13 protein-coding genes are annotated in these 12897 nt (G+C 70.6%); 1 reads left to right on the top strand and 12 read right to left on the bottom strand.

The annotated features are described in order from the left end of the window. Window positions 1-125: 125 nt before the first annotated feature. The 4 genes from ACFPJ4_RS11315 to groES form a co-directional block, all read right to left on the bottom strand. Window positions 126-1403, bottom strand: coding sequence for an ABC transporter substrate-binding protein (locus ACFPJ4_RS11315; protein WP_386740530.1), 1278 nt, complete (start codon window positions 1401-1403; stop codon window positions 126-128). A 158-nt stretch (window positions 1404-1561) separates the two neighbouring features. After that, window positions 1562-2812 (bottom strand): ABC transporter substrate-binding protein, encoded by a 1251-nt coding sequence (locus tag ACFPJ4_RS11310; RefSeq protein ID WP_386740529.1) that lies wholly within the window; start codon window positions 2810-2812, stop codon window positions 1562-1564. Between the two features lie 40 nt (window positions 2813-2852). Then, on the bottom strand, window positions 2853-3872 hold the full coding sequence (gene rarD, locus ACFPJ4_RS11305; protein WP_386740528.1) for an EamA family transporter RarD: 1020 nt from the start codon (window positions 3870-3872) through the stop codon (window positions 2853-2855). Window positions 3873-3977: 105 nt separating this feature from the next. Next, window positions 3978-4274 carry a co-chaperone GroES gene (gene groES / locus ACFPJ4_RS11300; protein WP_386740527.1) on the bottom strand — a complete coding sequence of 99 codons (297 nt, stop codon included), beginning with the start codon at window positions 4272-4274 and terminating at the stop codon, window positions 3978-3980. A gap of 242 nt (window positions 4275-4516) precedes the next feature. On the opposite strand from groES, the gene ACFPJ4_RS11295 reads away from it, so the two are divergent. Next, entirely contained in the window at window positions 4517-5692 is a 1176-nt protein-coding gene (locus ACFPJ4_RS11295) for a THUMP-like domain-containing protein (RefSeq protein WP_386740526.1), read from the top strand. 75 nt (window positions 5693-5767) lie between these two features. On the opposite strand, the gene ACFPJ4_RS11290 is transcribed toward ACFPJ4_RS11295, so the two are convergent. From ACFPJ4_RS11290 to glmS, 8 genes are all read right to left on the bottom strand, one after another. Beyond that, entirely contained in the window at window positions 5768-6139 is a 372-nt protein-coding gene (locus ACFPJ4_RS11290; protein WP_386740525.1) for a hypothetical protein, read from the bottom strand. A 100-nt stretch (window positions 6140-6239) separates the two neighbouring features. Further along, window positions 6240-6686 (bottom strand): DUF4190 domain-containing protein, encoded by a 447-nt coding sequence (locus tag ACFPJ4_RS11285; RefSeq protein ID WP_386740524.1) that lies wholly within the window; start codon window positions 6684-6686, stop codon window positions 6240-6242. A 74-nt stretch (window positions 6687-6760) separates the two neighbouring features. Beyond that, window positions 6761-8284, bottom strand: coding sequence for a tRNA (adenosine(37)-N6)-threonylcarbamoyltransferase complex transferase subunit TsaD (gene tsaD, locus ACFPJ4_RS11280; RefSeq protein ID WP_386740523.1), 1524 nt, complete (start codon window positions 8282-8284; stop codon window positions 6761-6763). Then, on the bottom strand, window positions 8281-8898 hold the full coding sequence (gene tsaB / locus ACFPJ4_RS11275) for a tRNA (adenosine(37)-N6)-threonylcarbamoyltransferase complex dimerization subunit type 1 TsaB (protein ID WP_386740522.1): 618 nt from the start codon (window positions 8896-8898) through the stop codon (window positions 8281-8283). Before tsaB ends, tsaD begins: the two co-directional genes overlap by 4 nt. 70 nt (window positions 8899-8968) lie before the next feature. Next, window positions 8969-9478 (bottom strand): tRNA (adenosine(37)-N6)-threonylcarbamoyltransferase complex ATPase subunit type 1 TsaE, encoded by a 510-nt coding sequence (tsaE, locus tag ACFPJ4_RS11270; protein ID WP_386740521.1) that lies wholly within the window; start codon window positions 9476-9478, stop codon window positions 8969-8971. Continuing rightward, window positions 9475-10587, bottom strand: coding sequence for an alanine racemase (gene alr / locus ACFPJ4_RS11265; RefSeq protein ID WP_386740520.1), 1113 nt, complete (start codon window positions 10585-10587; stop codon window positions 9475-9477). Before alr ends, tsaE begins: the two co-directional genes overlap by 4 nt. Then, complete coding sequence (locus ACFPJ4_RS11260) at window positions 10584-10940, bottom strand: holo-ACP synthase (protein WP_386740519.1); 357 nt, start codon at window positions 10938-10940, stop codon at window positions 10584-10586. Before ACFPJ4_RS11260 ends, alr begins: the two co-directional genes overlap by 4 nt. Before the next feature lie 56 nt (window positions 10941-10996). Continuing rightward, complete coding sequence (gene glmS, locus ACFPJ4_RS11255; RefSeq protein ID WP_386740518.1) at window positions 10997-12847, bottom strand: glutamine--fructose-6-phosphate transaminase (isomerizing); 1851 nt, start codon at window positions 12845-12847, stop codon at window positions 10997-10999. Window positions 12848-12897 lie beyond the last annotated feature (50 nt).

Raw genomic sequence — 12897 nt, 5'->3', positions numbered from 1 at the left:
CCCTCTCCGGTTGTCGGCAGCGTCGGTCGTGACTCGCGAGCCGCGGAGTCTGGGGCGAACGCCGGCTCCGAGCAACGGCGAAGGGCCCCGATCCGAAGACCGGGGCCCTTCGTTGCGGGCAGCTGTTACTTGCTGAGGTCGCCGAACTCGGCGCTCTCGAACTCGTTCTTGTTGCCGGCGGTGTACTTGTAGATCGAGATGTACGCCTGCTGCGGGTCACCGTTCTTGTCGAAGGTGATCGGGCCCGACAGACCGTCGTAGTTGACGTCCTTGCCGGAGGCGATCAGCTTCGCGCAGTCCGTGAAGGACGTGCACTTCGTGCCGCCCTCGGAGACCGACTGCAGGTTCGCCTTCAGCGTCGCACCGTCGGTCTTGCCACCCTGAAGGGCGGCGAGGGCCAGCAGCACGATGGCGTCGTACGACTCCGGCGCGTACGAGTACGCGGTCAGGGCCTTGTCGCCGGCGGCGGCGGTGAACTTGTCGAGCTTCGACTTGAAGTCACCCGACACGTTGACACCGGGGTTGGTGAACTGGGCACCCGCGATGTCGGCGTTCGTGTAGCTCGGGTCGATGACACCGAAGTTGCCGTCCGAGCCGTAGAACTTCTTGAAGTCGAACTTGTCGGTCGCGAGCTCCTGGGCGATCGTCTTGATCTGATCGAACGAGATCACGACGAGCGCGTCGGGGTTGGTCGAGAGCGCCTGGTTGATCTCCGAGGTGAAGTCGGTCGCGGCGGTGTCGAACGCGACGTTGGCCGAGACGGTCCCGCCGCCGGCGGTGATCGCCTTGGTGACGTTGGTGTCGAGGCCGGTGCCGTAGGAATCGTTCTGGTAGATGACCGCGACCTTGGTCGCGCCGTCCTTCAGGACCTTCTGCCCGAGCACCTTGCCCTGCAGAACGTCGGAGGGCGCGGTACGCCAGTAGTAGCCGTTGTCCGCGTAGGTCGAGAAGGTCGGCGAGGTGTTCGCCGGCGAGATCTGGACGACCCCGGCCTTCGAGATCTGGTCGATGACGGTCAGCGAGACGCTGGAGGACTCGGCTCCGAGGATGGCCGTGACCCCGCTCGCGAGCAGGCTCGTGACCGACTGGGTCGCGATGTTCGTCGAGGTGTCGCCCGAGTCCTTCTGGGTGATGTTGAGCTTGATGCCCTGCTTCGCCGCATTGATGTCGGACACCGCGAGGTTCGAGGCTTCGATGGCGGCCGGCCCGAGGGTCGCAAGCGAACCCGTCTGCGGCAGGATCGTGCCGATGTTCAGCGTGAGCGTCTTGCTCGGGGTGCTCGTGCCGCCGGAGGTGCCGGCACAACCACTGAGAACGAGGGCGGCGGCGCCGAGCACGGCGACACCGCTGACCGCGGCCCTGATGGTCTTCGAGCGTGAAGCTGTGGCTTTCACGGACTGCATGGTGCTCCTTAGTGGACTGTTGACGTGACTCAAAACGAGGACCCGGCATACGGGTCGCTGTGCTGCCACTGTATTGGCCTCGGCGACGCCCAACACTACGAACGCGTTACAGACACGTAACGTGGCTATTCGTTACATTCCGTTACCTGGGGGGCCGCTCAGCCCGTGACGGTCGCGGTGCGGGCGCACTTGTTGTCGGCCGTGTACGCGTAGACCCCGTAGCTGCCGGAGCTCGGGTCTCCCGCGGCGTCGAGGTTGACCGAGCCGCTGATCCCGTCGTAGTCGATGGCCGGCTCGCTCTCGAGCACGTCGAGGCACTCGGCGTAGCTCGTGCACTTGATGCCGCCCACCGAGGCGCTGCGCAGATGAGCGGCCACCCCGATGCCGTTGTCGTCGTGGGCGAGCGTCGCGGCCAGCGCCACCAGGATCGTCGCGTCGTAGGCCTCCGGTGCGTACTGGAACGACGACACCCCGGGGTCGACGGCCTTGAGCCTCGCCTGGAAGGCGGCCGACGCATCCGCCCCCTCCAGGATTCCGTTCACGCCGGTGAGCGCACCGGCGGGAAGCGCCTGCGAGTAGTCGGCGAGGTTCTGCGCCGTGAGCCAGAGCTTCGCTCCGCCGAAGCCCGCCGCGCTGAGCTGGGTGATGACGGCCTTGGTCTGCGCGCCGTTGTCGAGGGTGTCGAGGACCACGGCATCCGGCGCCGCCGCCTTCACCTGCGCGGCGAGCTGACCGGCATCCGACGACGCGGTCAGTGCGATGTTGGCCACCAGACTGCCCCCGTGCTGCGACAGGGTGTCGCCGAGGGGGGCGACGATCGACTGGCCGACGGCGTCACTCGAGGCGATGACCGCGACCTTGAGCTGCTTCCTCGACGGGAGCAGCGTCCCCAAGGCGACCCCTTGGTGGGCGCTCGAGGCGATCGTGCGGAAGAAGATGCCCTCGATGTCGAGGGTCGACAGCTGCGGGTAGGTCGCCGCGGGCGACACCAGCGGGATGCGGGCCGCCTGTGCCGCGGTCAGAAGTCGCTGAGAGAGCACCGACGAGCTCGGCCCGATGACGACGTCCACGCCCTTCTTGGCGAGGTCGGCGAGCGAGGCCTCGGCGGTCTGCGTGCTCGCGTCGCCCGAGTCGTCGCTGACGAGCTCCACCGGTTTGCCGTTGACGCCTCCGGCCGCGTTGATGTCGGCGACCGCCACCTTGACGGCGTCCAACTGCGATGCGCCCAGGAACGCGGTGGCGCCCGTCGAGGGGAACAGCGTCCCGATGCGCAGGATGCCGTCGCCGAGCGGGGTCGCCGACGGAGTGGGCGTGGGGGTCGGCATCGGCTGCGTCGTGCAGGCGGTCAGCAGGGCGGCCGACGCCAGCAGCGCGATGATTGCTCCGACTCGGGTGACGGCGCGCGGCATCCTGAGTCCTTTCGGGTTTCGAACCGACCCTAACCGCAGCTCAGGCGGCCGAGCGGAAGGCGCGTCGCTGCGAACGCGCGGCGCGCACCAGATCGACGGTCAGCACGATCAGCGCGACCCAGACCAGCACGAAGCCGATCCAGCGGGTCGTCGACATCGCCTCGCCGAGGATCAGCACCCCGAGCAGGAACTGCAGAACCGGCGTCAGGTACTGGGTGAGCCCGATCGCGATGAGCGGCAGCCGGGATGCCGCCGCGGCGAACAGCAGCAGGGGAATCCCGGTCGCGGCGCCGACCAGCACCACGAGCACGATGTGCACCGGTCCGTGGCCCGCGAGGGTGAGCCCGCTGCTCGTCGCGACCACGATCAGCTGCACGACCGCGACGGGAGTCAGCCATGCCGTCTCGAGGGCGAGCCCGCTGAGGGCGTCGACACGACCTCCGACGCGCTTCTTGATGAAGCCGTAGAGACCGAACGACAGGGTCAGAGCGAGGGCGATCCACGGGAAGCTGCCGTAGCCGACGGCGATGATCACGATCGCCACCGCCGAGATGCCGACGGCGACCCACTGCGCGGGACGAAGCCGCTCGCGCAGCAGCACGACGCCCAGGAGCACGGTGAACAGAGGGTTGATGAAGTATCCGAGCGCACCCTCGACGACCCGGTTGCTCGTGACCGCGAGCACGAACACCTGCCAGTTGACGTAGATGAAGACGCCCGCGACCGCCAGGGTGAGCAGGATGCGCGGCTGGCGCGCGATCGCGATCAGGCGTCCCCAGCCGCGCGTGACCGTCAGCAGGATCGCGCAGAAGGCCAGCGAGAACAGGATGCGGTAGGCGACGATCTCGAACGCCCCGGTGGGGGCCAGCACGAGGAAGTAGACCGGCAGAAAGCCCCACAGCACGTAGGAGCCGAGGGAGAAGGCGAGGCCGGCGGCGAGTCGGGTCGGCGTGGCCGTGACGGGCGGGCCGGCCGGGGCTGGTGCGGTGCGCGGTGCCGGGGAGCCGGTGGCCGCCCCGACGGACGCCTCCCCCGCCGCGCGAGGCTCGGGGTTCGACACCCCCCGAGCGTAGCCCCGCCCGAGCACGCGAAAGGCCCCGACGGCATCGCCGCGGGGCCTTTCGGCAGGATCTCGCCAGACGATGGCGGGATCGGTGATGCGGAGTTAGCTCAGCACGACCGCGAGCACGTCGCGCGCCGACAGCACGAGCAGGTCCTCGCCACCGACCTTGACCTCGGTGCCGCCGTACTTGGAGTAGATGACCTTGTCGCCGACGCTGACGTCGAGCGGAACGCGGTTGCCGTTGTCGTCGATGCGACCCGGTCCGACCGCGACGACCTCACCCTCCTGGGGCTTCTCTTTCGCAGTGTCCGGGATGACGAGTCCGGACGCAGTGACCTGCTCGGCGTCGACCTGACGGATCACGATGCGATCTTCGAGCGGCTTGATGGAGACCGACACGCTTGACCTCTTTCTGAAACTCTGGGGTTGGCACACTCCCTTCGAGAGTGCCAGGACAACTATAGGCCCTTCGTTAGCAGTCGATCAATGCGAGTGCCAATCCCCGCACCTCGCAGCGCCTCCCGAGCGCCCCGCCCCGTGCCAAATGAAGGAGATGCGCGCCGGCATCGCCAAGGTTCCTCGGGAATCGGTCGCTGTCCGCTCGCATCTCCTTCATTTGGCAGGCAGGCTAGCGTGAGCAGATGGATGTCGCCGAGCTGCGCGCGCTGCTCTCGTCGGAGGGGCTCCGCCTGCTCGACGAGGTCGGCACGATCGAGGCGTCCGCCGATGTCGTGCGCATCGTCTCCCGGCTGCGCGCGGAGGGGCACCCGGCCGAGTTGGTCTCGGCCGTGCTCACGCAGGCCCGGTTGCGGGCCAAGGCCCGCGCGAAGTTCGGCGACTTCGCGAGCAGGATGCTGTTCACCGCCGACGGCCTCGAACAGGCCACCCGGCTCAGCGTCGCCTCCCTGCACGCCGGCCGGTTCGCCGGGGCGGGCATCGACGTCGTCGCCGATCTCGGCTGCGGGATCGGCGCCGACGCCCTCGCCATGGCGGCGCTCGATCTCGGCGTGCTCGCGGTCGAACGCGACGAGGTCACCGCCGCGATCGCGAGCTTCAATCTCGCCCCCTTCGCCGCGGCGCGCGTGGAGCTGGGCGACGCGACCGAGATCGACCTCACCGGCGTGGGCGGGGTCTGGCTCGACCCGGCCCGTCGTGCCGGCGGGCGCCGCCTCGACGATCCCGCCGACTGGTCGCCCCCACTCGACTGGGCGTTCGCGCTCGCCGAGAGACTGCCGACCGGCATCAAACTCGGCCCGGGACTCGACCGCGAGCTGATCCCGGACGGCGTCGAGGCGCAGTGGGTCTCGGTCGACGGCGAGGTGGTCGAGCTCGCGGTGTGGTCGGGGGTGCTCGCCCGGCCGGAGGTGGGACGTGCCGCCCTGGTGCTGCGATCCGGGTCGGCGGCGGAGCTGTCCGCCCCGCAGGACAGCCCGGACGCGGCGGTCGGCGCGCTCGGCGGCTACCTGCTCGAACCGGATGGCGCGGTCATCCGGGCGCGCCTGATCGGCGACCTCGCCCGCCGCGTCGACGGGCGGATGCTCGACCCGACGATCGCGTGGATCACGAGCGACACGCCTCCCGCCACCCCGTTCGGCGCCGGCTTCCGCGTGCTGGAGCGGTTCCCGCTCGATGTGAAGATCCTCAAGAAGCAGCTCGCGGCTCGCGGTATCGGCGCCCTCGAGATCAAGAAGCGGGGCGTCGACGTCGATCCCGCCGCGTTCCGCGCCCGACTGGCTCTGCGCGGCGACGCGAGCGCGACCCTCGTGCTGACCCGGATCGCGGGCGCACGGGTCGCCCTGCTGGCCGAGCGGCTCTGACGCGCTCGACGGGATCCGCCTCGCTCAACAACAGTGGGGCCGGGCGCATGCGCCCGGCCCCACTGCTCACGTTGCTCAGTAGTTGCTGACCACGCCACCGTACGAGGCGAGGAAGATCAGCGGAAGGATGTAGATCACGAGGCCGAGGATGATGCTGAGCACAATGCCCACGATTCCCGTGATGATGCCGACCGTTGCCATCCACTTCGGGGCACCCGGCTCCGACTTGCGGGCCTTGACGCCGAGGATGATCGCGGCGATTCCGGCGGCGAGCGGCAGCAGCGGCGCGGCGCTGAACACGACACTCGCGATGCCGAAGATGAACGAGAGCAGGCTCAGGGTCTGCTTCGGCGCGGCCGCGGCAGGAGCGGCGGCGTAAGCCGGCGCCGGAGCGGGCGCTGCCGCCGGCTGCTCAGGGGTCGGTGGTGTCGGCGTTGCATCGGTCATGTCCGATTGCTCCTTCAGTCGTTGATGTAGTGGCGGTGCCATCGTCCCAGCCTGAGAGAAAGCTGTCAACGCGGTGCCGAGCTCGAACGATGAGCGTGCCTCAGTAGGTCGAGGACGAATACCCTCCGGTCGAGGCCGCCAGCACGACGATGACGATGAAGAAGATGAAGTACAGCACCCAGAACCCGGTGACGACGTAGCCGACGATGACCCCCGCCAACGCCAGCCCGCGACCGGATTCCCCGGTGCGCTTGATCTGGCTCAGGGCGATGTGGCCGCAGATGATTGCGGCGACCGACACGAAAAGGGCGAGACACAGGGACACGATCGCCAGGGTGTTGGTCTTGGGCGCCACGACCCCGGGGGCGTAGGGCTGTCCGGCGGCGCCGTACGGGTTCGGCTGGGCATACGGATTCTGGGCGTACGGATTCGGCTGCGGATACGGGTTCGGCTGGGCGTACGGGTTGGGTGCCGGCGGCGTCACGGCCGTGGCATCCGACGCCGGCGGGACGGGCGGAACCGGGGAAGCCGGGGGATTCTCAGACATGACCGCCATGCTCGCAGCGGTCGCACGCGGTGTCAACGCGGGTCCCGCGCCCGACCGGCCGAGAGCAGTCGCGATCAGGCCTGGATCGTCGTGACCGGCAGCGTCGAGTCTGCGCCGAAGTCGAGCGCCGACGGCTCGTGCCCCTCGGCGATGAGCCGCGCTCCGAGCGCCGCGATCATCGCCCCGTTGTCGGTGCAGAGCGACAGCGGCGGGATGCGCAGGGTGATGCCCGCGGCATCCGCTCGCTCCTGCGCCAGCTCGCGCACTCGCGCGTTGGCCACCACGCCGCCGCCGAGCAGCAGACGCGGCACCCCGAGTCGCTGGCACGCGGCGATCGCCTTGGCGGTGAGCACGTCCGCGACGGACTCGCGGAAGCTCGCCGCCACATCCGGGACGGAGACCCCCTCGCCGCGGTCGCGCGCGGCCTCGACCCAGCGGGCGACCGCGGTCTTGAGGCCCGAGAACGAGAAGTCGTCGCGATGCCGGACGAGATCCTTGGGGGCGGTCAGCCCGCGCGGGAAGCGGATCGCGGTCGGGTCTCCTGATGCCGCCGCGCGGTCGATCTGCGGCCCTCCCGGATACGGCAGTCCGAGCAGCCGCGCGACCTTGTCGAAGGCCTCCCCCGCCGCATCGTCGATGGTCTCGCCGAGCAGCTCGACGTCGTTGGCGAGGTCGCGCACGAGCAGCAGCGAGGTGTGACCGCCCGAGACGAGCAGCGCGACCGTCGGAAGGGCAAGCGGCTCGGCCGGCTCATCGGGGGCGTGCAGCAGGTCGGCGCCGACGTGCCCGACCAGATGGTTGACGGCATAGAGCGGGATGCCGAGGGCGAGCGCAAGCGCCTTGGCGGCTCCGACTCCGACCATGAGGGCCCCGGCGAGCCCCGGCCCGCTCGTGACCGCGATGGCGTCGAGCTCGGCGAGGGTGACGCCGGCCTCGGCGAGCGCGGCGTCCAGGGTGGGGCGCAACGCCTCCAGGTGGGCCCGCGCGGCCACTTCGGGCACGACGCCGCCGTAGCGGGCGTGCTGCTCCATCGAACTCGCGATCGTGTTCGCCAGCAGGGTCGTTCCACGCACGATGCCGATGCCGGTCTCGTCGCAGCTGGTCTCGATGCCGAGCACCAGGGGTTCCCCGAGCTTCAGCCTCATGATCTGGGCGTCGACGCCGTCCGGCTGGTAGTACTTCGGCCGCACCGCGATCTGCCGGAAGCCGAGCGAGCGGTACAGCTCGCGGGCGTGCGGGTTGTCGGCACGCACCTCGAGGAAGACCTCGCTCGCCTCGCGTCGGCGCGCCTCGTCGAGCAGGGCGCGCATGAGCACGCGTCCGAGGCCGCGCCGACGCACCATCGGCGCCACCGCGATCGTCTGGATGTCGCCCTGCCCCGCCCCTGCCGGTGCGAGCAGCCCGGCGTAGCCCTCGAGCCGGGGCGCGCCGGAGCCCGAGCTCTCGACGATCAGGTAGTACCCGTGCGGGCTCTCGAGCTCGGCCCGCATCATGTCGCGCGACCACGCGTCGCGCTCGAAGGTCGCGGTCTCGAGCTCCATGATCGCGTCGAGATCGTCGGGCGTGGCGCGGCGCAGGGACCGCGATTCGTCGGTCATCCGGTGACCCGTTTCGGTGCCGAGAGGGTCACGTCGGGCGGACGCAGGTAGAGCGGCTCGCTCGGCCCGAAATCCCGTCCGGCCGCATACAGGCGCTCGCCGAGCAGCCCGAGGGCGCCGGCCGGGATCGCGGCCGCGTCGAGGCGGCGGAAGGCTCCGTAGCCGTCCACCTCGGCTCCCAGACCATCGGGGGTCGCGAGCGCCGGCCCGCCGATCCGCACCGGCAGGCCGAGTCCGTCGGATGCCGCGTAGCTCGACCAGGCCACCTCGCGGCGGCGGGCGTCCGTGACCACGAGGAGCGGCTCATCCAGGTCGAGCGCGAAGGCGTCGTGCGAGATCAATGGCACGACGGGCTTGCCGATCCCGGCCGCGAAGGCCCGCGCCGCGGCGATCCCGACGCGCAGTCCGGTGAACGGACCGGGGCCCATGCCGGCGACCACTCCGCTGAGTTCGGCGGGGCCGATCCCCGCTCGCTCGAGGGCCCGTGCGATCAGCGTGCCGATGACCTCCGCGTGACGGCGGGTGTCGGCCTCGTCCAACTGCGAGAGGATGCCGCGGTCGCGGTCGACCACGGCGACGCTGGTCCCCGCCGAGGTATCGATTGCGAGCAGCACGCCCCGAGCCTAATCGTGCGCGGGCGGCGGGGTTGGCGGGGCGGGCCCGTGGGCGGCGGGGCGCGGGGGCTCAGCCGGTCGCCAGTAGTCGAGCTTCGAGCTCCTGCCCTCGCCCCCCGACGCCCTCGATCGTCAGCCGGCGCGGCTCCTCGGCGGCGAGCTGCTCGGCCGTCGGCTCGGTCGTCGAGCCGATCGGGGTGCCCTGCGGGCGTTGGATGTCGATCGAGAGCCACGAATCGACGAGGCCCTCGACCTTGCCCGCCCCCCACTCGACGACGACGATCGCGTGATCCCAGTCGAGGTCGAGGTCGTCCAGTTCGATCGCGGTGCCCAGCCGATAGGCGTCGACGTGAACGAGCGGGACCCCGAGAGCCGTCGGGTGCTCGCGTGCGAGCACGAAGGTCGGGCTCGTGATGGCGCCGCGGGCACCGAGCGCGGCGCCCAGACCGCGGGTCATGGTGGTCTTGCCCGCGCCGAGTTCTCCGTTTAGCAGCACCACGTCGCCGGCGCGCAGCAGCGGCGCGAGACGGGCGCCGAACGCCTCCATCGCGTCGGAGTCGGGGATCGTGAGCTCGATCACGACCGCGCGACCCGCGGCACGCGCGGCCCCACGCGGGTCACGATCTCGTAGCCGATCGTGCCCGCGGCGGTGGCCCAGTCCTCGGCGCTCGGAACGCCCGTCGCCGGGTCGCCCCAGAGCACCACGCGATCCCCCACCCGCACCGCCTGGTCACCGACGTCCACCACGAACTGGTCCATCGCGATGCGGCCGACGACCGGATGGGTCACACCGTCGATCGACACCGATGCCCGCCCCGACGCGGCGCGGGGCACGCCGTCGGCGTAGCCGAGGGGCACCAGCGCGAGGGTGGTCTCACGATCTGCACGGTGGGTGAATCCGTACGAGACGCCCGTTCCCGCGGGGATGCGGCGCACGGCCGCCACCGTGGCGGCGAGCTGCATGACGGGGCGCAGACCGAGAGCCGCGGCATCCACCGAGGCGTCGGCCGGCAGCCCGTAGAGCCCGATGCCGACGCGCACGAGGTCGAAGCGGCTCGCGGGCTGCTGCAGAGCGGCCTGAGTGGCGGCGAGATGCCGCAGCTCGGGGTCGAGTCCGGCCGCGCGGGCCTCGGCGAGCGCTCGCTCGAACTCGACCAGCTGCCGTTCGTCGTCGACCGGCGAGGCGTTCGAGAGGTGGCTGAAGACCCCGCGGACCCGGATGCGGCCGCTCGCCTCGAGCGCGGCCGCCCGGGCGAACACCACCGCCCGGTCGACCGGGGCGATCCCGTTGCGGCTCAACCCCGAGTCGACCTTCAGCTGCACGACCGCCGGCCCCGCCGCCGCCGCATGCTCGAGCTGCGCCAGCGAGCTGAGGCCCAGGTCGATGCCGGCCCGGATGGCGGGCGCGAAGTCGACCTCGGCGCCGTGCAGCCACGCGAGCATCGGCGTCGCGACGCCGGCCCCGCGCAGCGCGAGCCCCTCGGCGAGGTCGGCGACACCGAGCCAGTCGACCCCCTCGTCCGCGAGGGCGCGTGCGACGAGGGTCGCGCCGTGACCGTAGGCATCGGCCTTCACGACCCCCATGACCAGGGCGGGCGAGACCAGTCGGCGCATGATCGCGAGATTGGAGCGCAGGGCGTCGAGATCGATGCGGGCCTCGCGAAGACCGCCGACGGACTCGGTGTTCATGCCGTCTCGCAGACCACCGTCGCAACCGCGACTCCGGCGTCGTGGGTCATCGAGACGTGGATGCCGACGATCCCCCTCGCGGCGACCAGCTCGGCCGCGGCCCCCGAGACCAGGATCGTGGGAGCTCCACGGCCATCCTGAACGACCTCCATGTCGTGCCATCGCACGCCGGTCGACTCCCCGAGCGCCTTCATGAACGCCTCCTTCGCGGCGAACCGGCCGGCGAGGGACTGCAACGGCTTGTCGCGTTCCCCTGCCACGAACAGGCGCTCGCGCAGGGCCGGCGTGCGCGAGATGGCCCGGTCGAAGCGCGCCAGGTCGACCACGTCGACGCCGATCCCTGCGATGCTCATGCGCCCATTGTGTCGCGCCTCGCCGATCCCGCGCTTCACGCCCTCGGGCGCAGGCGCTACTCGACCGTGACGGACTTGGCCAGGTTGCGCGGCTGATCCACGTCCAGGCCCTTCGCCATCGCGAGTTCCATGCCGAAGATGTGCAGCGGGACCACCGCCAGCAGCGGCTCGAACAGCGGCGCGGCGAACGGGATGCGGATCACCTCGTCGGCGAACGGCACGACCGCGACGTCGCCGATCTCGGCGATCGCGATGACCCGGGCCCCGCGCGCGCGGATCTCCTGGATGTTCGAGACGACCTTCGGATGCAGCGACGACGGATCCCGCGGGCTCGGCACGATCACGAAGACGATCTGACCGGGCTCGATGAGCGCGATCGGGCCGTGCTTGAGCTCTCCCGCGGCGAAGCCCTCGGCGTGGATGTACGCGAGCTCCTTGAGCTTGAGCGCCCCCTCCAGCGCCACCGGGTAGCCGACGTGGCGGCCGAGGAAGAGCACCGACTGGGTGTCGCTCATCCAGTGCGCGAGCTCGGCGATCCGGGAGGACGCCGATTCGACCACCTGATCGAGCTTGTCCGGCAGGTTCTGCAGCTCGGTCAGCTGGGCGGCGACGTGCGCCCCGTCGAGGGTGCCGCGCCGCTGGGCCAGGTGCAGGCCCAACAGATAGAGCGCGGTGACCTGGGCGACGAAGGCCTTCGTCGATGCGACGGCGACCTCGGGGCCGGCGTGGGTGTAGAGCACGGCGTCGGATTCGCGAGGGATGGTCGAGCCCTGGGTGTTGCAGATCGACAGGGTGCGGGCGCCGTGCTGCGCGGCGTACTTGACGGCCATCAGGGTGTCCATCGTCTCGCCCGACTGGCTGACCGAGACGACGAGCGTGCGCCCGTCGAGCACGGGGTCGCGGTAGCGGAACTCGTGCGAGAGCTCGACGTCGACCGGAATGCGCGCCCAGGCCTCGATCGCGTACTTGCCCAGCATCCCGGCGTAGGCGGCCGTTCCGCAGGCGATCACGACGACCCGGTTGATCTCGCCGAGCACGTCGTGCAGGGAATCGAGTTCCGGAAGGGTCACCGCACCGTCGTGGCTGCGGCCGAGCAGGGTCTTCGCGACGGCTTCGGGCTCCTCGCTGATCTCCTTCTTCATGAAGCTCGGCCAGCCGCCCTTCTCGGCGGCCGACGCGTCCCAAGCGACCTCGAAGGCGTTCGGAGTGACCGGGACGCCGGCGAAGTCGATGACCTCGACCGAGTCCGGCCGGATCGTGACGATCTGGTCCTGACCGATCTCGAGCGCGTAGCGGGTGTGCTCGACGAAGGCCGCGACATCCGATCCCAGGAAGTTCTCGCCGTCGCCCAGGCCGATCACGAGCGGCGAGTTGCGGCGCGCGCCCACGACGACGCCGGGCACGTCCTGATGCAGGACGAGCAGGGTGAATGCGCCCTCGAGCCGGGCGACCACGCGGCGCAGCGCCTCGGTCAGGTCGCCGCACTCGCGGAACGCCGCGCCGACGAGCAGCGCTGCGACCTCGGTGTCGGTCTCGCTCGTGAACACGCCGCCCGCGTCGAGCACCTCCTGCTTGAGCTCGGAGAAGTTCTCGATGATCCCGTTGTGGATCAGGGCGAGCTTGCCGTCGTCCCCGAGGTGGGGATGCGCGTTCTCGTCAGTCGGGCCGCCGTGCGTCGCCCAGCGGGTGTGGCCGATGCCGGTGTGACCGTCGTGCAGGGCGGATGCCGCGAGATCCTCGGCGAGCACGTTCAGCTTGCCCGCCCGCTTGCGCGTTTCAAGCCGGCCGGCGTCGTCGATGACCGCGACCCCCGCCGAGTCGTAACCGCGGTACTCGAGGCGCTTCAAGCCACCGAGCAGCACGTCGACGCTGCTTCCCGGTCCGACATATCCGACGATCCCACACATGGGAATCATCCTAGGTGGGGCGGTCGGCAGCCCGCCGCATGCCCGCGACG

The organism is Lysinimonas soli (genome assembly GCF_042655435.1).
Lineage (GTDB): Bacteria > Actinomycetota > Actinomycetes > Actinomycetales > Microbacteriaceae > Lysinimonas > Lysinimonas soli.
This window is presented reverse-complemented; position numbering and strand designations above follow the sequence as displayed.